We start from the raw sequence: 26,529 nt of genomic DNA on the forward strand, positions 1-26,529 counted from the left end.
ATATAAACAACTACGATTATTTCACGATAATATAAGTTAGGTGACTGCTGATACATTTCGATATAAGTAAAATATTTGACAAATATATAATAAAGAATCATGGAAATATTTAGAAAAATAATTAATTTTATATCTTTTTTTCTTAACTTATACTCTCTTAATCGTTTAAAATCATAATACAATAGTCTAGGTAAGAATAATGATAATAAACTAGCTAGAATTGCTGAAATATATATAGTATATTTATTAGGATCTATCTGAACTTGAACATGGGGATGTATTATATTTCTTAAAAAGAAAGAGAATAGACGATATAGAACATTCCAAAAGATAACTGGAAAAAGACCATAGAATATAGAAAGAACCTTTGGTATATTTTTGTTTATCAATAAGGAAAAAATTGAAAAATATATAGGAAGCGTTAAGAAATTAACATATGAAAAAAATTTATTCTCAATCACTAAGTCTATGATCTCAAACGAAATCCCTATAAAATTCAATCCTAGAGTTGCTAATAGATACTTTTTCCAATTCATTTTTTCGCCACTGATATTTGAAAAAAGAATAAATAAAACTAAAACCTGAAATATTAATGCTACAATTTTCAATCCTATGAACATAAACTCCTCCTACTTCTATCATATTACTTCCCTACTGCCTTAAAGCTGTCCGTAATCCTTTCATCTTGAGGCGTGATACATAGCAACTAGCGCCATTAGGAAAATAGGCTATGTTTTCTATCTTATCCAGCTGAGAGATATTCGCTGGATTGACCACATAAGAGCGATGACACCGATAGAGACGCTTGTCCTGCTTTGTAATCTCAGAAAGCTGTCCGTAAAATTCGATGCGCTCTTTCTTGGTATAGAGAACTAGTCTATGAGGCACTTCTGATGTCTCAAAATAATAGATTTCATTAAAAGGCACCTGAAAATCTGATTTGGAATTTTCAAAGAGAAAAGTTTCCTCAGCTTGAAAACTGTCCTTTCTCTCGTAAAGATAGGCCAAGTCCTGCTCAATCTGCTTGATAAAATCCTCCTCAGGCAAACCTTTGTCAATAAAGTCAAAAGCTGATACCTGATAGCGAAAAGTCAAGGGCATAAATTCTGAGTGAGTCGTCACAAAGACAATCAGAGCATAGGGGTCCAACTTGCGAATCTTTCCTGCCACCTCGAGTCCCTTCTGCGTCTCTTGCTTAATCTCAATATCCAAAAAGAAAATCTGATGGCTCCCCCGTTCCCTTACTGCATCAATTAGCATGTCCGGCTTGCCGTAGATTTCTAAAAACTGGCATTCCCAGCCGTTCTTTTCCAAAATCCCCTGAATAGTTGACTCCATATAGACTTGTTGCTTAAGATCGTCTTCTAATACAAAAATTTTCATCTTATTTTCTTCCTTCCTGAGACCAGCGCTTGATGAGACTGGATAAATGACGCCTTGAGCAGACAATATCTCCTAAGTCAGACTGCTCAAAGAACAAGCTTTTACGCTCCCTATCAAATCCTTGGACCTTTCCTAAATTGACCAGTGTTTGACGATTACAGTGAACCAACTCATCAGGATAGAGCTTAGCCAGCTTAGTCAGAGAAGCCCTAAGGCTGTAGTTGCCTTGTCCAGTGACGATAAGAACAGTGTGCGTCTTTTGAGGATGGGACTGGACATAGTAAATTGTTGAAAGATCCAGCTTTCGAAGAGTACTGCCGTCTTTGATTATGATAGTAGCCATTTGTCTACCTCCTTTGCTCTAGCATAGCACAGGTCGCATCGCAAATGACTCCCAAATCCTAAATGGTAGCTGAGAAGTCTTAAATGGTCTCAGAAGCACTAAGTAAAAACTTACTTGTTAGGTAAGTTTTTACGATCTATTATTTCAGTCTGATGTATTGGTGCCAAACAGTTATACGAACTCTTATTTTTTCTTTTTCTGTGGGAAAAGAGGCATGCCCAACGCAGCAATCTTTTCAGCTGGCACCTTCATGCCTTCTTTGATCCATTTTGAAAGCACCGAAACAACCGCAGAACTCCAGAATGAATTCATATAGGAATTGGCTGTCTTCTTCCCACCTTTGCTGCGCTTTTCAAGGAAATCAAAGACCGCCTGTGTCAGCAACTTTTCAAAATTATAGTCAATAGCCAGACCAATGACACGCGCTTCCTTTTTGGCTTCCTTAAAAAGAAAAAGCCAAATCTGGTACATTTCTGTCTTGAAATTAAACTGCTCCAGCTTGTCAACAATTCCCTGAACCGTATTTTTGAAAATTCCCTCTAGAATTTCTTCTTTAGAGCTATAGTTACGATAAAAGGCTGCGCGCGAAACTCCAGCTCGCTCGACTAACTCAGAGATGGTAATCTTTTTCAAATCCTTCTTCTCTAGCAGTTGCATCAGAGAAATTTCCAAGGATTCCTTTGTAATTCGATTAGATTCTTGATTATAAGTTTTTAAATTTGCGAGGGATTTTTCTGATATTTTCTTTTCCGCCATAACAATTTCTTTCTTCCTGTATCAGCTGAGAATTAAGGCTTTATATCAAAGCATCTTCATGTTATAATTGTAAGAAAAGACATGTTTTTTGTCAATGTAGAGAACTGATAGAGCAGGAGAAACTAAATGACTTGGAAAATTGTTGCCGATTCTGGCTGTGACTACCGTGAGATAACTGATTTGGCTAACCAGACAAAGTTTGAGAGTGTGCCGTTAACCATTCAGATTGATCATGAGATTTTTGTTGATAATGCTCATCTCAATATTGATGACATGATGGAAAAAATGTACGCTACTTCAACCGCTTCAAAATCAGCCTGTCCAAGCCCTGATGACTATCTCAGAAGCTTTGAAGGAGCTGAAAATATTTTTGTCGTGACGATTACAGGCTCCCTTTCTGGTAGCCACAATAGCGCTCAGCTAGCCAAAAAGCTCTTCTTAGAAGAACATCCAACAGCAAATATCCATGTCATTGATAGCCTTTCGGCTGGTGGCGAGGTCGATCTGATTGTCAAAAAATTGAACGACCTCATCAAAGAAGGGCTTTCTTTTGAGCAAGTCGTGGAAGCCATCACCCACTACCAAAAAAACACAAAGCTTCTCTTTGTGCTGGCTAAGGTAGATAATCTGGTCAAAAATGGGCGTCTCAGTAAGCTAATCGGTGCAGTTGTCGGCCTCCTCAATATTCGCATGGTCGGCGAAGCCAGCGATACCGGTACTCTGGAACTTCTTCAAAAGGCTAGAGGCGCTAAAAAAGCTCTGACTGCTGCTGTCAATGAAGTTCTGAAAGCTGGATATAAGGGTGGCCGCATTATCATTGCTCACCGCAATAACGAGAAATTTTGCCAGCAATTTACAGAAGTTATCAAGGAAAAATTCCCAGCTGCCGATATTTCATTCCTACCAACTTCTGGACTTTGCAGCTTTTATGCAGAAGAAGGTGGCCTCTTAATGGGCTACGAAATTTAATCCTCTCCTTTTGAGCTGAACATCCGTATTCAGCTCTTTACTTTTTCGATTTAATTCGTTAAAATAGAAGAAAGAAAAGGAGTGAAAGTCATGGCAAGAGGACGCGGTGTCGCCAGCCCCCAAGATAAGGAGGCAATGCGACTCATTTCTAAAAAAATCAAAACTTTATTGAAGGAAAAGCAAATCAAACAAATTGAACTTTCCCGAGGAACAGGAATCCCAGCCAGCACTCTTACTGGCTATATCAAAGGAAACTCCCTACCTGTCCTCGAAAATATGCAAAAAATTGCAGACTTCTTTGATATGGATGTCCAAGAATTGGATCCTCGCTATCTATCTGTTCATAGCCCCACATCATTTTCGCTAGAGTTCGCAGATATTTTCCAAGCCCTAGACCAGACCCACAGACAGGCTGTAACAGACTTTGCTAAAAAAGAGCTGGAAAATCAAACGACTGAGGAAAGATTAAAGGATGATTATTTTCCTTACAAGGTCTATGAGAGCTACCAGACTTTCTTGAACAAGCCCGAACAAGCTGACATCGTCTGGTTAGACAAAGAGCTTGACTATGATATTGCCCTCTGGATTCGGACAGATTCATTGGAACCCAAGTATCCGCAGGGATCTGTAGCACTTGTCAAGAACACGCATTTTGAATTTGCCGGCGCTATCTATGCCATTGATTACGACGGGCAAACCATTTTGAAAAGAGTTTTCAACGATCCAACTGGCATCCGCCTCATCTCTCTCAATAAAAAATACAGCGACAAATTTATCCCGCATCAAGAAGAACCCAAGGTCATCGGCCGTGTCATGGCCGCCTTTATGCCCTTAGATTTATCAGAACAAGCACAAAAGCCACTTTAGTAATATTAGATCATTATTAACTGAGTTAGGTAGTGAAAAGTCATAATCTAGAGAAGAGCAATTTGCTCTTCTCTTTTTCTACTGTTAGATTGTAAAATATCATGCAAGAAAAAACTCACAGAGCCTCAACTAGTGTGAACTGTAAGTCGCTAGACTAACAGCCCTACTTGGAGATTCTATGAGTTTTTGATCATCATACCATATCGGAAGATGATTTACGTATTCATCTTGATATTTTCAAAAGTGTAAGTTGTAACTTATGTCCTAACGAATGCCATTCCAAGCACACTTCCCCAATAATATTTCCATCTTGTTTTTTCAAGATATTTTTTAAATGAGATTAATTCATCGGACTTATTCTTGAGCACCTCGTCACACACAAAAGGATACAATTTAAATGCCAAATAACTAATTTGGTCCCCTTTCTGTAGCCCTTTGGCACTAGTTAGGATCTCTTCCCGTAACTTTGAGCTAATGATGATACTATCGTTATTATAGATCCTGTCAATCTGTTGGTAGTATTCATCTCTCTTCTTGCGATTTTTAGTAAAAAACATTGCTAACACCTCCCATTGCTAATTGGATTATTATAGCCTCCTCCTAGAGAAGAATGCACACCATTAACAGTTACAAACATTTCAGCATACAAAACCTCAAATTCTAGCATTATCCTATATTTAGGACAGATACCCCCTTTGTTTTTTACTTTTGTCTTGTTGAAACTTTGACAAGTTTAGTATACCATTGATTTTTAAATTTTTTCATCAAAATCCTGAATTGTCATTTTTTCATCATTAACTGTCATTTTCGCATGTTTGTCGACTAGACCAAGTAGAAAAAATCATAGCTTTGACAAGGGCATATTGATCTTTTATAGTATCCACATCATTCAAAATTACACTGTTTTTATCTTTAATTTTAAGTCAAATGTTATAAAATCAAGTTGTTCAATATGATTCTTTCTAATGAGATTTTGAACGCTTTTCATCATAAGCCACATGGGACTGTTTTGGTAGGTATTAAAAATTCTATAATATATCAGAACAAGCACAAAAGAGGCTGGGACAAAAGTCCTAGCCTCTCAATTGTCTTTGGATTATCGAGCAAGACGCAGTGGTTGAGTGGGCTCTACTACGCTGATTTCATCAGCTTTTACAGCCCTACTCAACTGTGCGGAGGTGGGACGACGAAATCGAATTCTAACGAATTACCGATTTCTGTCCCACTCTCTTTTCTATTTTTTCTTACTCCCTTTGCTTGCAATCGTGATGACTGTTGCTATCAGAAAGAAAATAATATAAGTGGCAATTGGAAACCAGACATAGCGATGATCCAAAGTAAGCAATGGTAACAAAATAGTTCTATGACGGCGGCTCTTCACCCCAAAGTAATGAAACAAAAGAGCTATAGGATTTATATAAAAAAGGGGATTGACTAAGTCTTTTAAAGAAGTAAGCCTCTTTGCACTATTTTCACGGAGAATAGAACCATAGGCATAGTACAGTAAAACAAGAATATTTATAAACAAGGGAAAAACATAATTACTCTTTGAATATGTAGGGAGGAAGGGGATTTGAAAAACTAGGATGCCCGTAATCATTACAAAAAGCATAAGGACGGAGAAATCCAATAACCAAGCTAGAAAACCATGGCGCTTGAGCCATGTATTCACTTTATCTAGCCACATCCACTCATTCCTATTTTTATTCACATCCATATACCTCCCTCTACTAGCTTGTTTGAACGGGCTTTGAAGCCAGAGTCCATTGACAAGACCTGCATCAATCAATATAGCGAACACGATTGACCTTGGTTTTCATGATATAAGGATTGACTAAATCATGGTATTCATCATATTCACCTAATAAATAGCCTTTTCGTAAAATAACTTCTCTCCCCTCTATCCCGTAGTCCATATTGATTGGGACAGAATTTTCTGATTTGACTATAGAGAAATGAAAGAAAATTGCAAACCATATAAACAATGCAAGAGGTACACTCAGGATCCCCCAGATGAGATGGAACCAGCGAAACTCTCTCTTTTTCAAAAAGAGAAACCATAGGTGACAAAACACGACCACTGATAGAAGAAAAAGCCATGTGTTCCACAGGAGCGGAGTAAAGGCCAGGCCAAAGGGACTCAAGCTAAAATGTAGCAAGACAAAGATAAATAACAAGAGATAGAGCACTAGCCAAATAATTCTAGAAAACTTCCAGCGCTTCGCTTTTTCTTCCCTTGTATCTTCCAAATGTAGCTCACTCATTTCCAATCAACTCCACAATCTTCTGGAAAGTCTTACCGTTTCGGATAGTCAGTTGCTTATAAAAACTAGACTTGAGCAGTTTCTTATGGTAATTAGATTTGAGATAGTCCGCTTGGTCAGCATTGCTATAAAAGAAAGCCGTCTGCCCAAAATGTAGTTGCTCCTTGTCATTCGCCCAGCTGCCTGCCAGCTCTTGAACGCTCTCCCTATCTGTCTCTGGCAAATAAAAGAGAACATCGCGCCGAAAGGCTGTCTCATCTTGCCACCAAGTAGGCAGATTTGCTATTTCTTTTTCAAGCATAGCAGAGCTGACAAGGACAAAAGGCAGCGGAAAATCGTAAGACCGACTGAAATAAGCCGACAAGATCTCCCGAATCCTCTCCTCCCGCTCCTCGCTATCAAAGAAAAGATTGCCGCTATTGATGTAGGAAACAGGATTTTCAAAACCCAACCCAGCCAAATCTTTCTTCAAATCAGCCATAACGACCTTGTTTTTTCCGCCAACATTGATGCCGCGGAGTAAAAGTGCATAACGCATGTGTGCTCCTTAAAAATATACCTATTATTTTCAGACTAACTGCTCGAGTTTCTCATGTAAATCATCCGTTTTTCTTTCACGGCTTTTCCTAAGTCAATGACCTTTTCCTCGCCGTCAAAAACAAAACCCATTTTTCCATAGAAAGCGATGGCACGTTTGTTATCCTCTAACACCCATAATAAAATCTCTGGATAACTATCCAAGGCAGCAAATGCAGCCTGCATGAGCTGATGTCCTACACCCTTGCTATAATAATCTTTTAAGACATACAAAGCGATAATTTCACCCGCTATCGTAGCTGGATCTCGAAAATCACCGTAGCTAACAAAACCGACCACTTTAGCATCATCCAAGGCGATCAAGGTATTTTCAGGATACTTTTGACTATAAAATCGGCACTTATCCAAGGTCATTTGCTCTTGAAATTCCGCAGGCAAAATCTCATCATAAGCTTCTCGCCATGTCTGCCAATGAACTCTGGATTTCCCTTCTATCTCCTCAGCTGTTTCCATTGTTTTGATAGTGATGACCATTATTTTTCTCCTTGATATCCCTCAATCCATCGCTTTTATTTCCAGAATCATATCGCGAATCTGTGCAGCCAGTTCGAAGTCGAGGAGTCCGGCAGCTTCTTGCATTTGACCTTCTAGTTTCTTGATCATATCCTTGCGCTCCTGCTTGTTGAGGCTTTCGATTTCGACTGTTTCTTCCTTGTCTGGCAGGGCAGCCTTGGTCACACTGATTAGATCGCGGATTTCTTTCTTGATAGTCTGCGGTACAATGCCGTGTTTTTCATTATAAGCCATCTGGATTGCCCGACGGCGGGCAGTTTCATCGATAGCTCGCTGCATGGACTGGGTCATAGTGTCGGCATACATAATCACATGCCCCTCACTGTTGCGGGCTGCCCGTCCAATAGTCTGGATAAGACCACGTTCGTTGCGGAGGAAACCTTCCTTATCTGCATCAAGGATTGCCACCAGACTAACCTCAGGCACGTCGATTCCCTCGCGTAATAGATTAATCCCGACCAAAACGTCAAAGACACCCAAGCGCAAATCACGGATAATCTCAGTCCGTTCCAAAGTCTTGATGTCTGAGTGCATGTACTTGACCTTGACACCCATTTCCTTGAAATAGTCCGTCAAGTCTTCCGCCATCTTCTTGGTCAGGGTTGTGATAAAGGTCCGCTCATTCTTTTCAACACGGGCATTGATTTCACCCAAAAGATCATCAATCTGCCCCATGGTTGGACGGACTTCCACTTCTGGATCCAGAAGCCCTGTCGGTCGGATAATTTGTTCAATAACCGTATCCGTCTGCTCTTTCTCATAGTCACCCGGCGTAGCCGATACATAGACAATCTGGTGAACATGGCTTTCAAATTCTTCTCGGCGCAGCGGGCGGTTGTCCAAAGCAGATGGCAAGCGGAAACCATAATTAACCAGCATCTCCTTACGAGAGCGGTCACCATTGTACATACCCCGAATCTGTCCCATGGTCATGTGACTCTCGTCAATCATAATCAAAAAATCATCAGGGAAAAAGTCCAGAAGGGTATAAGGCGGCTCTCCTTCGCTCCGACCATCCATGTGGCGAGAATAGTTCTCAACTCCATTCGTATAGCCCATTTCACGCAGCATTTCGATATCGTACTCCGTGCGCTGCTTCAAGCGCTGGGCTTCCAAGAGCTTGCCTTCCTTCTCAAAGATAGCAAGCTGCTCCTCCAGCTCCGCCTGAATCTTGGCAATCGCCACTTCCATATGGTCTTCATTGGTCACAAAGTGAGTGGCTGGGAAGATGGCCAAATGGTCGACCTCACCCAAGACTCGACCTGTCAAGGCTTCAACCTCACGAATCCGGTCAATCTCGTCTCCGAAAAACTCCACCCGAAAGGCATGCTCATCCCGAGAAGCTGGGAAAATCTCTACCACATCGCCTCGAACACGGAATTTCCCCCGCTGAAAATCAATGTCATTGCGCTCAAACTGGATATCTACCAGATCATTAAGCAACTTGTCACGGGAAATTTCAAGGCCTGGACGCAGACTAACCACGCTATCAGAGTATTCCTTAGGCGAACCCAGACCATAGATACAAGAGACCGAAGCCACGACAATCACATCGTTGCGCTCCAAGAGAGCTGATGTCGCTGAGTGACGGAGCTTATCAATCTCGTCATTGACCGAGCTATCCTTTTCAATATAAGTATCGCTGGAAGGCACATAGGCCTCAGGCTGGTAGTAATCATAGTAGGAAACGAAGTATTCCACCGCGTTATTGGGGAAAAATTCCTTGAACTCACCATAAAGCTGACCGGCCAGCGTTTTATTATGGGCGATAACCAGAGTCGACTTGTTGACCTGAGCGATAACCTGACTCATGGTATAGGTCTTACCAGTACCGGTCGCTCCCATGAGAATCTGGGCTTTCTCGCCACCTTCGATATTGTCCACCAACTGCTCGATAGCTTGGGGCTGGTCACCTGAAGGCTCGTACTTGGAAACCAATTCAAATTTATTATCTGTTATTCTGTTTATCATCTTTTATTCCTCAACTTGTGCTTCTATCATTTTACCATATTTGATACATTTTCTCTGGGTTTGGCTCTGGTTTAGTAGCTAATCTCTAAGAATAGCTGGTCTTGCATTCTTATCATTCATTAGCATCAAAAATCGCCCAGCTAAGCTGAGCGATCTCATTATTTCTTAAAGATCAGCGCCTGAGGCAGGCGATTTTCTTTTTTAAGTGACCAGTAGAGATAGGCAATGCAGCCAATCAGGACTATACTGGCAAAAATAGATCCTTCAGCTCCAAAGGCTCCGCCGGACAGCAAATCCACAGAAGATTGCGAGCTATAGTTCAAGATTGAGGTAGATGCTCCTTGGCCACTGACCTGAATACCATAGATATTTCCTTGCACAAAATTCCAAGCACCGTGCATGCCAGCCAGCACCCACATATTGTCATACTTGAGCATAAGGAAACAAGCAAAGATACCGTCTAGTATGATATTGACAATAGAAAGAACGGTCACACCAGGGTTAAAGAGGTGCAGTGCCCCGAATAGAGCACTAGAAATTAAGATACCAATGAAGATATTTGACTTAGCGCTAACGGCTGGAAAGAGCCAACCACGCGTCACTAGTTCTTCTGTCCCACCTTGGAGAATCCAGAAAGGAATGATAGCTAGGACAAAAATCAAAGACTGCAAATTCACCTGACCAAATTTCAGACTGCCTGTCCCCGTTACCAAGAGCAAGACAACAACCAGTGAAAACTGAACGGCTCCAATCAGGAAGCCTCTGCCCAGTTCTTTCAGCCATCCTTCCTTAAAGAAACCCAGGCCGGAGAAAGCTCTCTTTTCTCGAAACTTGACCCACAGAAAAACAAGTAAGGCCATAAAGAAAAAACTACCCAGCTGAAAAAAGATATAATAATGCCCGAACACTTCCATAAGTGTAGCCCTGTCATCTATCGGATTTAGCATGGCAAGCACAGTTCCAATGATGATCCCTGCAAAGATTTCTCCTACGTGGATAAAGCCAATGGAGATCAGAACTGCTAACCAAATAGGAGGAATGTAGCGCGATAGCTTCACATTATCTAACATGCGTGATTTAAACATAGAAATCTCCTTTCATCATTTTATTATAACATATTTCATACTGATAAAATGAAAGTCAATTCGCACTTTTATGTCAGAAGATGTGACATGANAAACAGAAAATATTTGCCTTTCTTAAATTTTTCTGATATAATCAAAAAATATTCAACTAAAGGAGAGAAAATATGAAGAAAAAAATCATAGCTTTTCTGCTAGCGTTATTCCCTATACTTNCACTAGGGACAACAACTCACGCAGATACCATCAAAATCGTATCTGACACGGCTTATGCCCCATTTGAATTTAAAGATTCCGATCAAACCTATAAAGGGATTGATGTAGATATTATCAATAAAGTAGCTGAAATCAAAGGCTGGGCATATGAAATGTCCTTCCCTGGCTTTGACGCTGCTGTCAATGCCGTTCAAGCAGGACAGGCCGATGCCATTATGGCAGGTATGACCAAGACTGCTGAACGCGAAAAAGTCTTTACCATGTCTGATACATATTATGACACAAAAGTTGTCATCGCAACGACCAAGGCTAATACAGTAAAATCTTACGATCAACTTAAAGGAAAGACTGTCGGAGTTAAAAACGGTACAGCCGCACAACGTTTCCTTGAAAAGATCAAGGACAAATACGGCTTTACTATCAAAACGTTTGATACAGGCGACCTTATGTATAACAGCCTAACAGCTGGAGCCGTTGATGCAGCTATGGATGACCAACCTGTTATCGAGTACGCAATCAGCCAAGGACAAGATTTGAAAATCTCAATGAAAGGTGAGGCCGTTGGTAGCTTCGCATTTGGTGTCAAAAAAGGCAGCAAATACGAATACCTAGTCACTGAGTTTAACGAAGCCTTGGCTCAGATGAAAAAAGATGGCACCTTGAAGGACATCATCACCAAGTGGACTGCCGCTTCTGGCACTTCAACCAACTCAGCCGTACCAGAGACGACAACCAAGTCTGGACAAAAAGCCACTCCAGTCAAAGCTAAATATACGATTGCCAGTGACTCATCCTTTGCTCCTTTCGTTTTCCAAAATGATAGCAACCAATATACTGGTATTGACATGGACTTGATCAAAGCCATTGCCGAAGACCAAGGTTTTACACTGGAAATCTCTAACCCTGGCTTTGACGCTGCTATCAATGCCGTTCAATCTGGTCAAGCTGACGGGATGATTGCTGGGATGTCTGTGACAGAGGCCCGCAAAGAAACCTTTAATTTCTCTGAACCATACTACACTGCTAACTCTATCCTTGCGGTGACAGAGTCAAGCACTATTAGCTCCTATGAAGACTTGAAAGGAAAGACCGTCGGAGTCAAAAACGGTACGGCCTCTCAAACCTTCCTCGTCGAAAATCAAAGCAAATACGGCTACAAAATCAAAACATTTTCAGACGGTTCTTCTATGTATGATAGTCTGAACTCTGGCTCTGTCGCTGCTATTATGGACGATGAGCCTGTTGTCAAATATGCAATCAATCAAGGCAAGAAAATGAAAACGCCAATCGAAGGAACCCCTAGTGGTGAAGTTGCTTTTGCAGTAAAAGCAGGCACCAACCCTGAACTCATCGAGATGTTCAATAATGGTTTGGCTAATCTGAAAGCCAATGGTAAATATCAAGAAATCCTTGATAAATATCTCTCAGCTGAGAAGGCTAATTCCACAACCGTTGATGAAACAACTATCTGGGGACTTCTCCAAAACAACTACAAACAACTGTTAAGCGGACTTGGAATTACCATTGCTTTAGCACTGATCTCCTTTGCGATTGCCATGGTGATCGGGATTATCTTTGGAATGTTCAGCGTCAGCCCTATCAAAGCGCTTCGCATCATTTCAGAAATTTTTGTCGACGTTATTCGTGGTATTCCACTCATGATTCTGGCTGCCTTCATCTTCTGGGGAATTCCAAACCTCATTGAATCTGTGACTGGTCACCAAAGTCCAATCAACGACTTCGTTGCAGGAACAATTGCTCTGTCACTCAATGCTGGTGCTTATATCGCTGAAATTGTTCGCGGAGGGATTCAAGCCGTTCCGGTCGGACAGATGGAAGCTAGCCGAAGTCTGGGGATCTCGTATGGAAAGACCATGCGCAAGATTATCCTGCCTCAAGCAACCAAGATCATGCTACCAAACTTTGTCAACCAGTTCGTCATCGCTCTAAAGGATACAACTATCGTATCAGCTATCGGACTTGTTGAGCTCTTCCAAACAGGTAAAATCATCATTGCCCGTAACTATCAGAGCTTCAAGATGTATGCTATCCTAGCAGTGCTTTACTTGGTCATCATCACACTCTTAACAAGATTGGCTAAACGCTTAGAAAAGAGGATTCACTAATGGCTAAATTAAAAATTGATGTTAATGATTTACATAAATGCTATGGGGAAAATGAAGTCCTAAAAGGGATTAGTGCTAAGTTTTATGAGGGAGATGTTGTTTGTATCATTGGTCCTTCTGGATCAGGTAAATCAACTTTCCTACGCAGCCTGAACCTACTTGAAGAAGTGACTAGCGGAACTATTACTGTCAACGGTTATGATTTGACAGACAAGGCTACCAATGTGGACCATGTTCGTGAAGATATCGGAATGGTCTTCCAGCACTTCAACCTCTTCCCACACATGACTGTCCTGCAAAATATCACCTTCGCTCCTGTTGAGCATAAGCGAATGAGCCAAGCTGATGCAGACAAGCTTGGTATGGAGCTCTTGGAAAAGGTTGGGCTGGCAGACAAGGCCGATGCCAAGCCAGATAGCCTGTCAGGAGGTCAAAAACAGCGGGTGGCCATCGCTCGAGGATTGGCTATGAACCCAGATATCATGCTCTTTGACGAACCGACTTCTGCCCTTGACCCTGAAATGGTTGGTGACGTTCTCAACGTTATGAAGGATCTAGCTCAGCAGGGTATGACCATGCTAATCGTGACTCATGAAATGGGCTTTGCCCGTCAGGTTGCTAATCGCGTCATCTTCACTGCTGACGGTGAATTCCTAGAAGACGGCAAACCAGACCAAATCTTCGATAACCCTCAGCATCCACGTCTCAAGGACTTCTTGGACAAGGTGCTCAATGTATAAACATGACGAATCCTGAAAGAAATCTTTCAGGATTTTTATTGACTTATGTTGCCCTTTTTGCTAGACTAAAGGTAGAATGATTTCGGAGGTACACGGAGACATGAAAAATTAAGTCTATTTTTTAAAGGAAACTTTATTTAGTAGATTTTGTCATGTTTCTGCATATCCGCGGGACTTTCGTTTTTTTGTGCTTTCAAGCTTCTATTTGCTTATCTTTAGATCAATCCTGTCGCTCCTATGGCAGTTCCATCTGGAAGCCTACAAACGAATGACCCTATTTGGACACCCCTGTGTCTTCTTTGTGCAATCTCAACAGCTCTGCTAAATAAAGCAGGGCTGTATTTTGTTTTAAAAAATAAAGGAGACATCTATGCTGCAAATAAGAAATCTAACCATCACCCACTTAAAAGACTTGAAGGAATTAGTCAAAGATTTATCACTGACCATAAACCAAGGAGACAAGGTCGCTATTATCGGTGAGGAGGGCAATGGCAAATCCACCCTGCTCAAGCTTCTGTTAGACGAGCGACTTGTCAGCTCCTATGTCAGCTACAGCGGACAGATTGATAAGTCCTATACTGCTGCTGTCTACCTACCCCAGCAACTACCTTCAGGGGATGCCCAACTGACGCTCAATGACTATTTCTTTGCTGATTTTGAGACCGAGCTGGACTATGCCAAGCTCTATCGCTATGCTGGGGAGCTCAACTTTGACAGCCAGCGTTTTGCCAGTCAGCAGCAGCTCTCTAGCCTATCTGGAGGAGAAAAGCTTAAAGTTCAGCTCATCAAGAAACTAGCCAGCGATTGGGACATGCTCTTTCTTGACGAGCCCTCTAATGACCTTGATCTCGAAACTCTGACATGGCTGGAAAACTTTATCAGCCACAGCCAGAGAACGGTCCTTTTCGTCTCTCACGACGAGCACTTTCTCGCTCAAGCTGCGACCAAGATTGTTCATCTGGAGCGAATCAAAAAGAAACAGGAGGCCAGAACCAGCGTCAAGAGTCTGAACTATGAAAATTACCGCCATCAGCGTCAGGAGGCTTTTGAAAAACAGGGACAACTAGCACGGAAAGAGCGGGAAGAACATGCTAAGACCATGGAAAAACACCGACAGGTTAAGCAAAATGTTGAGAATGCCTTGAGAAATACCAAAAATGATGTCCAAGGCCGACTACTAGCCAAGAAGATGAAAAACGTCCTCTCGCAGGGCAAACGATTTGAAAAGGCAGGTGCTGAAATGACCGAAATCCCGACACAGGAAGACGCCATCAGCCTTCACTTCTCAGACATAGAAGCTCTGCCATTGACCAAAAGAATCCTAAAATTAGAAGGAATGAAACTGGAAACAGACGGACGACAGTTAGCGGAAAACCTGACTCTGGAGGTCTGCGGTCAGGAAAAAATCGGACTGATTGGTGCTAACGGGGCAGGGAAATCTACTCTACTTAAGGGAATATGGAAGATTCTGCGTGAGCGGACAGACATGCGAGTAGGCTACATGCCCCAACATTATGGAGACTTGCTGACTGATGAGATCAGTCCTTTGGACTTTCTGGCTCCCTCTGGCGACAAGTCCCTTGAAGAGAAAATCCTGACCCATCTAGCCAGTCTCCAGTTCACGCGCGACGAGGCTCGCCACCCGATTGGCCAGCTTTCCGGCGGTCAAAAAGCCAAGCTCCTCCTGCTCAAACTAGTCCTAGACCGTCCCAATGTCCTCCTTCTGGACGAACCAACCCGCAACTTCTCTCCCACCTCTCAGCCTCAGGTTCGCCAGCTTTTGGCGACCTATCCTGGCGCCATCATAGCTGTCTCCCACGACCGCATCTTTCTCAAAGAAGTCTGCCAGAAGATTTACCGACTGACGGAGGCTGGGTTGGAGGAAGTTGAACTATAAGCAAAAAGAGTTGGAAATTCCAACTCTTTTAGTTTTGTTTAGTATCAATCTGTGAGCTTTAATAAAGCTCCCCTTCTACTCCTGCGCTGTCTGCATTTGGTAATAAACACCTCTGGCTGCCATGAGCTCCTGATGATTCCCATGTTCGACGATATCACCATCTACCATGACGAGGATGATGTCAGCATTTTGAATTGTGGACAGGCGATGGGCGATGATAAAGCTAGTCCGTCCCACCATGAGCTTACTGAAAGCCTCCTGAATCAAGACTTCTGTCCGAGTATCGATGGAGGAAGTCGCCTCATCCAAGATTAGGACTTTAGGAACAGCCAGGAAGACGCGCGCAATGGTCAAGAGCTGCCGCTGACCTTGAGAAAGGGAGTCCCCAGCATCCGCCAGATAGGTGTCGTACCCCTGAGGCAGCTGCTGGATAAAGAAATGCGCATTGGCCGCCTTGGCAGCTGCAATGACCTCTTCTCGGCTAGCATCTGGCCGGCCAAAAGCTATGTTGTCGTGAATGGTCGCCGTCTTGAGCCAAGTCTCTTGCAGTACCATACCAAACTGCTGACGATAAGAGGATCTGGTGTAATGCGTGATGGGAATACCATCTAAAGAAATAAGACCACTATCAACATTGTAAAAGCGCATGAGGAGATTGATCAGGGTTGACTTGCCAGCACCAGTCGGCCCGACAATGGCGACCTTGCTAGCTGCTGGAATCCTTATATTCAAATCCTGAATCAGCTCTTTGCCAGGCTCATAGCCAAAAGCTACGTGCTCAAAGTTAATCTGTCCTTTAACATCTTCAGACTGGAGGATTTCCTGACCAGGTTCTGCTATTTCTTCTTGGTCCAAAACGCTGTAAATCCGCTCCGCACAAGCTAAAGCGCTCTGCAATTCCGACATGACTGACGATATATCATTGAAAGGCTTGGTGTACTGGTTGACATAGTTAAGAAAGGTCACTAGCTGCCCAACCGTAAAGCCTGTTCCCTGAATGATTCGGACAGCCCCAAAACCCACAATCAAAGCATAGATCAGGGCATTGATAAAACGAGTCGAAGGATTAACCGTCGAAGAATAGAAAATAGCCGCCTGAGAATAGTCTGCATAAGTCTGATTACTGCGAGCGAACGCTTGGTCAAACTGCTCTTGAGCATTAAAAGCCTGTATCAGACTTTCCTGAGTCAGACTTTCCTCAATCAGCTGGGTCTGTGCCCCTCTAGACTGCGTCTGCCGTTGGAAAAAGCTAAAACTTTTTCTAGCAATAAAGCGAGCTAAAAAAAGAGAAAGGGGCGTCAAAAGCAGAACCAAAAGCAGAAGGAAAAAGTCCAATCTGGCCATGCTAATGATGGTCACTAAGATTGTCAGCAAACCCACAAAAAATTGATTGAAAACCATAAGCAGGCCATTGCTGAGCTGCTCCAAGTCCGTCGTCACTCGACTAACCAAGTCTCCGGTTCCCTGCCGGTCCAGATAAGCCAAAGGCAGATAGTGAACTTTTTTGATGACACCTTGTCGGAGTTGCTGGCAATAGCGATAAACCAGCTGATTATAGAGCAAGGGATTGAGCCACTGAATCAGCGTATTGGCTAAGATGACCAGCAGCATCTGGCCCAAAATCGGCATCAAATGCTGCTCTGCTTGAGGGAGAAGAACACTATCAACCGCATTTCCGATTAAAACTGGAAGAAGAACAGTCAGAGCCACTTGAGCCACCGTTCCCAGACTAGCTAGGAGAAAGAGCCAGCGCGCCTGCAGCAAATCTCGAGTCAAACGCCTCAAGCTGCTAGATGATGTCTTATGCTTCATGCTTGCCCTCCTCTCCTTGACTATGCTGTGAGTGATGAATTTCTCGGTAAATGGCAGAGCTGACTAAGAGTTCCTCGTGGCGACCAAGAGCCACCTGTTCTCCCTTGTCTAGGACTAAAATTTGATCCGCTGAGCGCAGGCTATTGGTCCGCTGAGAGATCAAGACCAGACTGGTCTCTGTCAATTCATTCTTAATAGCCTGCAAGAGTCTGGCCTCTGTCAGATAGTCCAGAGCTGAGGTCGCATCATCTAAAATCAAGAAAGGCGCCCTCCGCAAGACAGCTCTGGCAATGGTTAAACGCTGACGCTGGCCGCCAGAAAAATTCCGGCCAAAGGCCTCTACAATCGCATCCAAGCCACCTTCCTTTTGAGAGACAAAGTCCGCCGCCTGAGCAATCTCTAAAGCCTGCCACAAGTCTGCATCTGTTGGCTTGCTTGACATACCCAAGGTCAGATTGGAGCGAACAGTTCCTTGGAAAAGCTCCGCCTTTTGAGGCACCAGACTGATCCAGGACCTCCATTCGCTCAGATTTTTGGGACTGCGTCCTTGGGAAAAGATGGTCAACTGACCAGCAGCAACTGGATAGAGATGAGACAGCAGCTGAACTAGGGTAGACTTACCTGAGCCTGTCCCGCCAATAACCCCCAAAGTCTGACCTCTTTTCAAATCAAAAGTCAGACCAGTCAAGGCTGGACTAGCTGCATTTGGATAAGAAAAACTGACCTGCTGGGCTTTAATGGCTTGATCTGCCAGGGCTGTTTCCTGCACTAATTCCTGCAGGACATCTTCTTCTGCTTGCTCGAAGACCTGACTGATACGGCCTGCACTGATATAGCTTTGATTGAGCGAGTTGACCAGCATAGCCAGCTTGAGTAATTCCACCAAAATTTGCAATAAATAATTGACCAATGCCACTAGCATCCCCTGGGTCAGCAAGCTCTTGCCGATAAAAGCATTTCCCTGCCAAATCACAGCAATCAGGGTAGCATTGACCGTGAGAAAGGTCAGTGGACTAATCAGACTAGCCAGAGCTCCCGTCCTGATTTGCCAAGTTTTATAGAGCTCGTTGCGATTGCGAAAACTCTGAACCTCGCGCTGGGTCTGACCGAAAGCTCGTATAACCCGCATGCCCTGCAGCTGCTCACGCGTCAAATTGACCAATTGGTCTGTCAGCTGGCGAATTTTGGCATAGAGGGGATTCATGAGACGAGACATGAGGACAATAATAGCCGTCAAAATAGCCACCATGAGCAAGAACCACAGGGTAATGACCGGACTGATAGTAAAGGCCATAATGATGGAGCCAAAAACAATGATAGGCGCCCGCAGAAAGAGACGAAGAAATTGATTGATTCCCGTCTGAATCTGATAGGTGTCGCTCGTCAGCCGAGTCACCAAGCTTGAGGTCGTCAGCTCATCCCGACTAGCCTTGGGCAAGCGCAGAATCTTTTGATAGAGGTCGCTTGTCATCTGACGGGTGAAACCCACTGCCGCCTTTGACGAATAATACTGGGCTACCACTGCTACCACAACGCCCAGCGCAGCCAAACCCATCAAAAGAAAAACCATCCAGTAGAGATGCGAACTGTCGTGTCTAGGAATGGTCTCATCTACAATCCCCGCAATCAAAATCGGAACCAAGAGTTCAAAACTAGCTTCCAAAAGCTTGAACAAGGGCCCCAGCAAAGACTCCTTGATATAGCCCTTGAAATATTTCAATAAATCTTTCATACTGCCTACTTCTCCATTAAACTGTATTTATTTTACCATAATTTTCAAAGGCTAAAAAATATTCTCCTTCTGACTAGCAGAAAGAGAACATTGATATTAGACTTCTTGTAAGCTCTGGCTTATTTTCTTTAAACCTATATGCAAAAGTGGCGTTACGGCTAATAAGAAGCCACCCAAAGCTATAAAAGTCCAGTCGAAGCCAAGATTATCAATCAACCAGCCAGTCAGAGGGAAAATGACAATCATACTCAGGCTGAACATCATAGAATAGACACTAAGCATGGTCGCCCGCACTTCACTTGGCAGCTGCTTTTGTAAATCATTGTCAAAAATCGGCTGGAAGAGTGCATACAAGGCGTTACTGATTAGATAAATCAAAATGTAGATGACTGGTGTTCCAAAATAGGACAGCAGGTAGCTTGCTCCAGTTAGAAGAACTACTGAAGGAAAGAGTTTCAAGGCTGAATACTTCTTTCCAATCATACTCGCCAGATAGACCGCTAAGATATTCAAAGCACTGCCAATTAGCATGACTACCGAAATCTGCCAATCTTTTAAGTCAGGCAATTGATTTTGATAATAAAAATAAAACATACACATCAGTGTTCCGATGATTTGGGACAGAATCATCCAGATAAAAAGGCTGGGATTTCTCTGCAACTCCTCTTTGACAGCCCAGATAATCTTTTTCATAGTCAGACGTTCCGCTTTCTCTGCTTTGATACTTGGCTCCTTCAGCATCCAGGTCAAGAAAAGAACGATGATAGAGGTACCAATCATGATATAGTAGGTCAGATGCAATTGTCCATGGACAAAAAATCCAGCCCAGACCGTTCCCAAAGATCGGGTCGCCTCGGCCACTCCAGACATGAAGCTGGAGATGGATAGGTAACGTTCCTTTAGTCCCGCCTCTACAGAAGAATCATAAACCATTGCTGCGCTTGTACCCGAATCAAAATTATAGGACCAAGCACTGATCATCATAGCCAGTGCATAGACCCAAAAGTTCCCCTGCCCGGCCAACATAAGAATCGAAGACACAATCCCAGCTATCCGGCTCAGATACAGATTAGTTTTATAGGAAAAGCGATCCGCCAACATCCCAGAAGGAATCTCACAAATGACGCTAGTCGCATGAAAAATACTTTCCAAAAGCCCAATCTGCCAAAGGGACATGCCGTTTTGACTTAGAAATAAAATCCAAAAACTAGTAATGCCTAGAAAGGCAAAAAATTCAACTCCGGCCATAAGACCGATATTTTTCCGATAACTTCTTTTAAACATATTTTCTCCTTTAACAAGTGTTTTTTCATTTTTATCCTTTATCACTTGTTAATCCGCTGTTTACATGACTCCTACCTCTTCTTTCTCTAAAATTCTATATTTGGATTATGTCATTGTTCAATGTTGAAAAAACGCCACACGGGCGTTTTTATTGATTTTAAGGTTTAATACGGTGCAGCATACGTGGGAATGGAATGGCTTCACGGATATGCTTGGTACCTGCTACAAAGGTTACCATACGCTCGATACCGATACCAAATCCACCGTGTGGAACAGATCCATACTTACGAAGATCCAGGTAGAATTCATATTCTGTCGTATCCATACCAAGCTCATTCATCTTAGCAACAAGGGCATCGTAGTCTTCTTCACGCATAGAGCCACCAATGATTTCACCGTAGCCTTCTGGAGCAAGCAAGTCTGCACAGAGGACGCGGTCTGGATTTCCAGGAACTGGCTTCATGTAGAAAGCTTTGATAGCTGCTGGGTAGTTCACGACAAAGGTTGGTACACCAAAGTGGTTTGAAATCCATGTTTCATGCGGTGAACCGAAGTCATCACCATGTTCCAGATGCTCATAGTCAGCATCCTCATCATTTTCATGCGCTTGCAAAAGATCAATTGCTTCATCATAGGTAACGCGCTTGAAAGGCTCTGCAATATAGCGTTTCAAGAGTTCTACATCACGTTCCAATGTTTCCAAAGCTTGAGGAGCACGGTCGAGAACGCCTTGGATCAAGGCTTTGACATAAGCTTCCTGCAAGTCGAGTGACTCATCGTGAGTAACAAAATTATACTCCGCATCCATCATCCAAAACTCTGTCAAGTGACGGCGAGTTTTTGATTTTTCAGCACGGAATACAGGACCAAAGTCATAAACACGTCCTAAAGCCATAGCCCCCGCTTCAAGGTAGAGCTGACCAGATTGACTCAAGTAAGCTGGAGTTCCAAAGTAGTCGGTTTCAAAGAGCTCAGTTGAGTCCTCTGCCGCATTTCCTGACAAGATTGGACTGTCAAACTTGATAAAGCCATTCTTGTCAAAGAATTCATAGGTAGCATAGATAATAGCATTACGGATTTGCATCATGGCTACTTGCTTGCGAGAGCGCAGCCACAAGTGACGGTTGTCCATGAGGAAGTCAGTTCCGTGTTCTTTCGGCGTGATTGGATAGTCATTTGACTCACCGATGATTTCGATATCTGTAATGTCCAGCTCGTAGCCAAATTTTGAACGCTCGTCTTCCTTGACAATCCCTGTCACATAAACAGACGTTTCTTGGCTCAAGCGTTTGATAGTATCAAACTTCTCAAGTCCTATTTCTTCGCCAAATTTCTCGATGAAGTTAGGTTTAAAGGCTACACCTTGGAAAAAGGCAGAACCATCGCGCAGCTGCAAGAAAGCAATTTTCCCTTTTCCTGACTTGTTGGCCACCCAAGCACCAATCATTACTTCTTCACCAACATGATTTTTCACATCAATAATTGTTACATTTTTCTTCGACACGTTTTTTCTCTTTTCTATTTTTATTCTTTGTGGCAGACTACTTCGACATTATTTCCATCTGGGTCAATGATGTAGGCAGCGTAATAACCTGGATGATACTGACTGCGCTCACCTGGAGCACCATTGTCCTTGCCACCAGCTGCCAAAGCTGCTTGATAGAAGGCTTCCACTTCCTCTTCATTCTGAGCACTAAAGGCAAAATGCTCAGGCTCTTGTTGACCAACATTTAACCAAAAATCACCTGTCGGATCAGCGTTTCTTGGCTCTGCAAAACTCACTGCTTGAGGTATATCAAAGGCTATTTTATAACCCAAAGGAGCTAAGGTTTTCTGATAAAAAAGCTTGCTAGCTTCCAAATTCTTTACTTTAATCCCAAAATGATCGATCATTCCTACTTCTCCATGAAATCCTTGAGACGTTGAACCGCTTCTTTAAGGGTATCCATGTCAGTCGCATAGCTAAGGCGGACATTTTCTGGCGCACCAAACCCGTCTCCTGTCACTAGAGCCACACCTACTTCTTCTAAAATCGCTGTGGTAAAGGCTGTCACATCGGTATAGCCTTTCATTTCCATCGCTTTTTTAACATTTGGGAAGAGATAGAAGGCTCCCTGAGGTTTGACGACTTCAAAGCCAGGCACTTGAGCCAGCAAAGGATAAATAGTATTTAGGCGTTCTTCAAAGGCCAATCTCATATTTTCGACCGTATCCTGACTGCCCGTCAAGGCTTCAATAGCTGCATATTGCGCCACTGCTGTTGGATTAGAAGTCGTTTGCCCTGCAACCTTGCTCATGGCTGAGATAATTTCAGGCTCACCTACAGCATAGCCAATCCGCCAGCCCGTCATAGAGTAGCTCTTGGAAACACCATTGATGACGACTGTTTGCTTGCGAATCTCCTCTGACAGACTAGAAATCGGCGTAAACTTATTGCCATTATAGACCAAACGACCATAAATATCATCGGCCAAGATCAGGATATCATGCTCAACAGCCCAGTTCCCGATAGCCAGCAGCTCTTCTGCTGTATAAATCATACCAGTCGGATTAGACGGAGAGTTCAGAACCAAGACCTTGGTCTTCTCAGTGCGGACGGCTTCCAGTTGGGCAACTGTCACCTTAAAGTTGTTTTCCTCTGTCGCTTGAGCAAAAACAGGCTTTCCTTCAGCCATCAAGATCTGATCGGCATAGCTGACCCAATAAGGCGTCGGAATGATGACTTCATCCCCTGGATCAATCACGCTCATAAAGAAGGTGTATAGAGTGAACTTAGCACCCGTTGCCACTGTTACTTGATTTGGCTGAATCTCATAGCCATAATACTTGGCAAAATAGTCTACAACCGCTACTTTCAGCTCAGGCAGGCCACTTGTTACCGTATAAAAACTAGCTCTGCCATCTTCAATCGCTGCCATCGCTGCTTGCTGGATATTCTTAGGCGTCGGAAAATCTGGCTCTCCCAAGGTCAAAGAAAGGATATCCCTGCCTTCAGCCTTTAAAGCTTTGGCTCTGGCTGCCGCCGCCAAAGTCACACTTTCTTCCATATTTAAAACACGATTGGATAATTTCATAGCCCCTCCTTGCTGAGCAATGTCTTGCTTTCAAATCCGATATTGTAATAAGTGCTTCCAGACTTAATTTCCCAAACAGGCTGACCGTCTAAGTAACCAAAAGTGGTCTTATCAATAGAAGTCGCTCCATTTTCCTTGGCCAGCTGCTCTGCCTCTGCCTGACTCATCCCATCTTGCAAGCGATAGACATGGATTTTGTTGGAATTTTTGGAAATCAGAACAGCTTCTTCCTCTTTTTTACTATTTGTCCCAATCAAGCTATAGTAGGACTCTTTGCCATTGTAAATCGAAAAGCTCGTCAGACTTTCCAAATCTGCATATTTCTTAGCGATTTTTTGAGAACCTTCCTCAGCTGACTGCCAAGGCTCGATAGCAAGGTGCAAGATCGTAAAAAATGAAAAAACAAGCGCCGTGAGGACGAGGAAAAGCCCGATGGCATAGTGCCTTATAGGAAATTCAGCCTTTTCTTTAATTTTATGTTTCACTGAATCATTATACTACAAATAGCCTGATTTTTCTAGGACTTTTATTACATTTGCATTTATTACTACTTATTGATAAAATGTTGCTATGAAAATAACTGAAAACCTAGACAAGGATACTCTACTTGACCTCAAGGCAATTATCGTTCTCCATAAGGCGGAGCGCACCATTCGTAATCTCGAAGCTCAAATTTTTAAAAAGCATAATTTGACGCCAACCCAATTTTCCGTTTTGGAAACCTTATATAGTAAAGGAGAACTGCGGATTCAAGATTTGATTGACAGCATGCTGGCTACATCGGGAAATATGACGGTCGTTATCAAAAACATGGAAAGAGATGGCTGGATAAGTCGCAGCTGCGATCCCAATGACCGCCGCTCCTTCCTCATCCAACTAACCGACCAAGGCCAGAAAAAGATCGAGGCTGTCTTGCCAGAGCACATCGCCAATATCCGCCATATGACTGCTCTCCTATCCCAAAACGACAAAGAAGAATTAGTACGTCTCTTAAAAACTTTCAAAAGGCTGAGCTAAATTATTGCTAATTAGTGACAATTGTTGTAACATAGATAGTAACAAGAGGACATCTCTTAAATAAAGATAAAATGGAGGACACATTTATGTCTAAAGTACTATTTATTGTCGGCTCACTTCGTCAAGGTTCATTCAATCATCAGTTGGCAGCTCAAGCGGAAAAAGCTCTAGCTGGTAAAGCTGAAGTTTCTTATCTGGACTACAAAGATGTACCATTCTTCAACCAAGACCTCGAAAGTCCAGCTCCAGCTGCTGTTGCCAAGGTTCGTGAAGAAATCCTTGCAGCTGATGCTATCTGGATCTTCTCACCTGTCTACAACTGGGCCATCCCAGGCGTGGTGAAAAACTTGCTCGACTGGACTTCACGCGCACTTGATTTGTCAGATCCAAGCGGCCCTTCTGCTCTCAATGCCAAAGTGGTAACTGTTTCATCTGTTGCTAACGGCACTTCACCTGATGAGGTCTTCAAGCACTACCGTAGCCTCCTTCCATTTATTCGCATGAATGTGGTTGATCAATTTACTGGTGTCGGTATCAATCCAGAAGCTTGGGGAACTGGCCAATTAGTCCTTTCAGAAGACAAGCTTGCTGAGCTTTCTGCCCAAGCAGATGCCCTCCTAGCAGCTATCCACTAAGATAAAATGAAAAACATGAAGCAAGATTTCCGAGAAATACTGCTCCATGTTTTTTTATTTTAAGATAATGGCTGCGACGATTGGACTGACAATTACATACATGATCCCTGTCACTCCGATTGCAAGACCTGCCATGGCTCCAGCAACATGTCCATATTTGAAAGCTGTTCCTGTACCAACTGCATGCCCCGTGCCACCTAAGGCCAAGCCAACTGCTACTGGATCCTTAATTTTCAGCAGTTTAAGAATAGTTGGTCCCATGACACTTGTCAAAATACCTGTCGCCACAACAACAACCAGAGTGACGGTTGTCAAGCCCTGCATTTTATCAGTAATACCCACTGCCATTGCTGTTGTGACAGATTTTGGAAATAGGGAAATCGCTAAAAAGAAGTCCATCCCAAAGAATTTCGCAAGCAGAGCCGTGAAAGTCGTATTGACTACCACAGCCACAAAGGTTCCTAGCAGAATACTGCGAGCGTGGTGCTTCATCAGGTGAAAGGTTTTGTACAGCGGAATCCCCAAAGCAACCGTTGACGGAACGATTAAATTATTCAAATAAGCCCCACCGACATAGTAGTCCTTATAAGAAATACCTGTTAATTTCAAAAAAGCAATAACCAAAATCGCTGCTAAAAGGAGAGGCGTTGTCAAAGGATGAGGAAATCTGCGGAAAATCAGCATCCCGATGAGGTAGGCAAAAATGGACAAGGCAAGCCCAAATAGCGGGTTACTCCATAGATTAGACATGATCCACCCCTCCTTCCTCATAATCGCCTTCAAAATGCTGCTTGATGAACTGTACGACAAGGGCAATGACGATCATATTTAAGACAATGGCGCCGAGGATAATCAGAGTAATTGGCAGCAGATAAGGGGCAATCACATGAAACTTATCCATAATCCCTACAGCCGGAGGTAGAAAAAGAATGGTCATATTGGCTAACAGAAAGTTGCCGACCATACTGACGTGGCGAAGCCGTAATAACTTAAACTGCAGAGCAAGAAACAGCAAGATCAAGCCGATAATACTACCTGGAACAGGAAGATTGAAGACACATGATATCCCCTCTCCGATGATGGAAATCGAGAAAATAATCATTAACTGGACATATAACTTCATGCAGAACCTCCAAAACTTTCTATGTACAGTTTACTCTTTTTCAGAAAAATTTCAAGGTTTTTTTACAAACAAAATAAGATGGAAACGAATCCATCTGATTTTTGGTATAATATCCTTACTTCTATATT

The 26,529-nt window shown here is 43.0% G+C and carries 25 protein-coding genes and 1 pseudogene; 7 read left to right on the forward strand and 19 right to left on the reverse strand.

Translation table 11 applies throughout. From position 1 onward, the window contains the following. The 4 genes and pseudogenes from D8872_RS07825 to D8872_RS07840 all read right to left on the reverse strand — a co-directional run. Positions 1-620: pseudogene (locus D8872_RS07825) on the reverse strand (sensor histidine kinase); the annotation flags it as partial. Between the two features lie 31 nt (positions 621-651). Next, complete coding sequence (locus D8872_RS07830; protein WP_061909334.1) at positions 652-1,383, reverse strand: response regulator transcription factor; 732 nt, start codon at positions 1,381-1,383, stop codon at positions 652-654. A 1-nt stretch (position 1,384) separates the two neighbouring features. Then, positions 1,385-1,726 (reverse strand): LytTR family DNA-binding domain-containing protein, encoded by a 342-nt coding sequence (locus D8872_RS07835; RefSeq protein WP_125390527.1) that lies wholly within the window; start codon positions 1,724-1,726, stop codon positions 1,385-1,387. A 183-nt stretch (positions 1,727-1,909) separates the two neighbouring features. Continuing rightward, positions 1,910-2,482, reverse strand: coding sequence for a TetR/AcrR family transcriptional regulator (locus tag D8872_RS07840; protein WP_125390528.1), 573 nt, complete (start codon positions 2,480-2,482; stop codon positions 1,910-1,912). Between the two features lie 126 nt (positions 2,483-2,608). On the opposite strand from D8872_RS07840, the gene D8872_RS07845 reads away from it, so the two are divergent. Both D8872_RS07845 and D8872_RS07850 read left to right on the forward strand, forming a co-directional pair. Next, positions 2,609-3,451 carry a DegV family protein gene (locus tag D8872_RS07845; protein WP_125390529.1) on the forward strand — a complete coding sequence of 281 codons (843 nt, stop codon included), beginning with the start codon at positions 2,609-2,611 and terminating at the stop codon, positions 3,449-3,451. Between the two features lie 90 nt (positions 3,452-3,541). After that, positions 3,542-4,318 carry an XRE family transcriptional regulator gene (locus D8872_RS07850; protein ID WP_125390530.1) on the forward strand — a complete coding sequence of 259 codons (777 nt, stop codon included), beginning with the start codon at positions 3,542-3,544 and terminating at the stop codon, positions 4,316-4,318. Positions 4,319-5,552: 1,234 nt separating this feature from the next. Here D8872_RS07850 and D8872_RS07860 read toward each other — a convergent pair. The 6 genes from D8872_RS07860 to D8872_RS07885 all read right to left on the reverse strand — a co-directional run bounded on the left by D8872_RS07860 (position 5,553) and on the right by D8872_RS07885 (position 10,748). Next, positions 5,553-6,035, reverse strand: coding sequence for a hypothetical protein (locus D8872_RS07860; RefSeq protein WP_125390532.1), 483 nt, complete (start codon positions 6,033-6,035; stop codon positions 5,553-5,555). A 64-nt stretch (positions 6,036-6,099) separates the two neighbouring features. Beyond that, complete coding sequence (locus D8872_RS07865; RefSeq protein ID WP_125390533.1) at positions 6,100-6,582, reverse strand: hypothetical protein; 483 nt, start codon at positions 6,580-6,582, stop codon at positions 6,100-6,102. After that, positions 6,575-7,120, reverse strand: coding sequence for a DUF1697 domain-containing protein (locus D8872_RS07870; protein WP_125390534.1), 546 nt, complete (start codon positions 7,118-7,120; stop codon positions 6,575-6,577). The genes D8872_RS07865 and D8872_RS07870 overlap by 8 nt, the downstream gene beginning before the upstream one ends. 35 nt (positions 7,121-7,155) lie before the next feature. Beyond that, complete coding sequence (locus D8872_RS07875; RefSeq protein WP_125390535.1) at positions 7,156-7,653, reverse strand: GNAT family N-acetyltransferase; 498 nt, start codon at positions 7,651-7,653, stop codon at positions 7,156-7,158. Positions 7,654-7,674: 21 nt separating this feature from the next. Then, the gene (uvrB, locus tag D8872_RS07880; RefSeq protein WP_125390536.1) at positions 7,675-9,663 is read right to left on the reverse strand and encodes an excinuclease ABC subunit UvrB; all 1,989 of its coding nucleotides are present in this window, start codon (positions 9,661-9,663) and stop codon (positions 7,675-7,677) included. Between the two features lie 158 nt (positions 9,664-9,821). Then, positions 9,822-10,748, reverse strand: a complete 927-nt coding sequence (locus D8872_RS07885; RefSeq protein ID WP_125390537.1) for a CPBP family intramembrane glutamic endopeptidase — start codon at positions 10,746-10,748, stop codon at positions 9,822-9,824. A 164-nt stretch (positions 10,749-10,912) separates the two neighbouring features. Between D8872_RS07885 and D8872_RS07890 the strand changes: the two genes are divergently transcribed. The 3 genes from D8872_RS07890 to D8872_RS07900 all read left to right on the forward strand — a co-directional run bounded on the left by D8872_RS07890 (position 10,913) and on the right by D8872_RS07900 (position 15,724). Then, a complete protein-coding gene (locus tag D8872_RS07890) occupies positions 10,913-13,087 on the forward strand; it encodes an ABC transporter substrate-binding protein/permease (protein WP_125390538.1) in 2,175 nt (724 codons plus the stop codon). Beyond that, complete coding sequence (locus D8872_RS07895; RefSeq protein ID WP_125390539.1) at positions 13,087-13,827, forward strand: amino acid ABC transporter ATP-binding protein; 741 nt, start codon at positions 13,087-13,089, stop codon at positions 13,825-13,827. Before D8872_RS07890 ends, D8872_RS07895 begins: the two co-directional genes overlap by 1 nt. A gap of 370 nt (positions 13,828-14,197) precedes the next feature. Next, positions 14,198-15,724, forward strand: coding sequence for an ATP-binding cassette domain-containing protein (locus D8872_RS07900; RefSeq protein ID WP_125390540.1), 1,527 nt, complete (start codon positions 14,198-14,200; stop codon positions 15,722-15,724). A 75-nt stretch (positions 15,725-15,799) separates the two neighbouring features. Here the strand turns inward: D8872_RS07900 and D8872_RS07905 are convergent, their stop codons facing one another. The 7 genes from D8872_RS07905 to D8872_RS07935 form a co-directional block, all read right to left on the reverse strand. Further along, positions 15,800-17,536, reverse strand: a complete 1,737-nt coding sequence (locus D8872_RS07905) for an ABC transporter ATP-binding protein (protein WP_125390541.1) — start codon at positions 17,534-17,536, stop codon at positions 15,800-15,802. Then, positions 17,526-19,268, reverse strand: coding sequence for an ABC transporter ATP-binding protein (locus tag D8872_RS07910; protein WP_125390542.1), 1,743 nt, complete (start codon positions 19,266-19,268; stop codon positions 17,526-17,528). The genes D8872_RS07905 and D8872_RS07910 overlap by 11 nt, the downstream gene beginning before the upstream one ends. A gap of 96 nt (positions 19,269-19,364) precedes the next feature. Continuing rightward, positions 19,365-20,552 (reverse strand): MFS transporter, encoded by a 1,188-nt coding sequence (locus tag D8872_RS07915; RefSeq protein WP_125390543.1) that lies wholly within the window; start codon positions 20,550-20,552, stop codon positions 19,365-19,367. Positions 20,553-20,709: 157 nt separating this feature from the next. Beyond that, positions 20,710-22,056: an asparagine--tRNA ligase gene (gene asnS, locus D8872_RS07920; protein ID WP_125390544.1), complete on the reverse strand. Its 1,347-nt coding sequence runs from the start codon at positions 22,054-22,056 to the stop codon at positions 20,710-20,712. A gap of 20 nt (positions 22,057-22,076) precedes the next feature. After that, complete coding sequence (locus tag D8872_RS07925; RefSeq protein WP_125390545.1) at positions 22,077-22,445, reverse strand: VOC family protein; 369 nt, start codon at positions 22,443-22,445, stop codon at positions 22,077-22,079. Between the two features lie 2 nt (positions 22,446-22,447). Beyond that, entirely contained in the window at positions 22,448-23,626 is a 1,179-nt protein-coding gene (locus D8872_RS07930) for a pyridoxal phosphate-dependent aminotransferase (RefSeq protein ID WP_125390546.1), read from the reverse strand. Further along, positions 23,623-24,111 (reverse strand): cell wall elongation regulator TseB-like domain-containing protein, encoded by a 489-nt coding sequence (locus D8872_RS07935; protein WP_125390547.1) that lies wholly within the window; start codon positions 24,109-24,111, stop codon positions 23,623-23,625. Before D8872_RS07935 ends, D8872_RS07930 begins: the two co-directional genes overlap by 4 nt. An 85-nt stretch (positions 24,112-24,196) precedes the next feature. Between D8872_RS07935 and D8872_RS07940 the strand changes: the two genes are divergently transcribed. Then, the gene (locus D8872_RS07940; RefSeq protein ID WP_125390548.1) at positions 24,197-24,643 is read left to right on the forward strand and encodes a MarR family winged helix-turn-helix transcriptional regulator; all 447 of its coding nucleotides are present in this window, start codon (positions 24,197-24,199) and stop codon (positions 24,641-24,643) included. An 86-nt stretch (positions 24,644-24,729) separates the two neighbouring features. Continuing rightward, a complete protein-coding gene (locus tag D8872_RS07945; RefSeq protein WP_125390549.1) occupies positions 24,730-25,278 on the forward strand; it encodes an NADPH-dependent FMN reductase in 549 nt (182 codons plus the stop codon). 54 nt (positions 25,279-25,332) lie between these two features. On the opposite strand, the gene D8872_RS07950 is transcribed toward D8872_RS07945, so the two are convergent. Both D8872_RS07950 and D8872_RS07955 read right to left on the reverse strand, forming a co-directional pair. Further along, on the reverse strand, positions 25,333-26,028 hold the full coding sequence (locus tag D8872_RS07950) for an LrgB family protein (RefSeq protein ID WP_015604519.1): 696 nt from the start codon (positions 26,026-26,028) through the stop codon (positions 25,333-25,335). Beyond that, entirely contained in the window at positions 26,021-26,401 is a 381-nt protein-coding gene (locus D8872_RS07955) for a CidA/LrgA family protein (RefSeq protein WP_125390550.1), read from the reverse strand. Before D8872_RS07955 ends, D8872_RS07950 begins: the two co-directional genes overlap by 8 nt. Positions 26,402-26,529 lie beyond the last annotated feature (128 nt).

The organism is Streptococcus cristatus, from assembly GCF_003943815.1.
GTDB lineage: Bacteria > Bacillota > Bacilli > Lactobacillales > Streptococcaceae > Streptococcus > Streptococcus cristatus_F.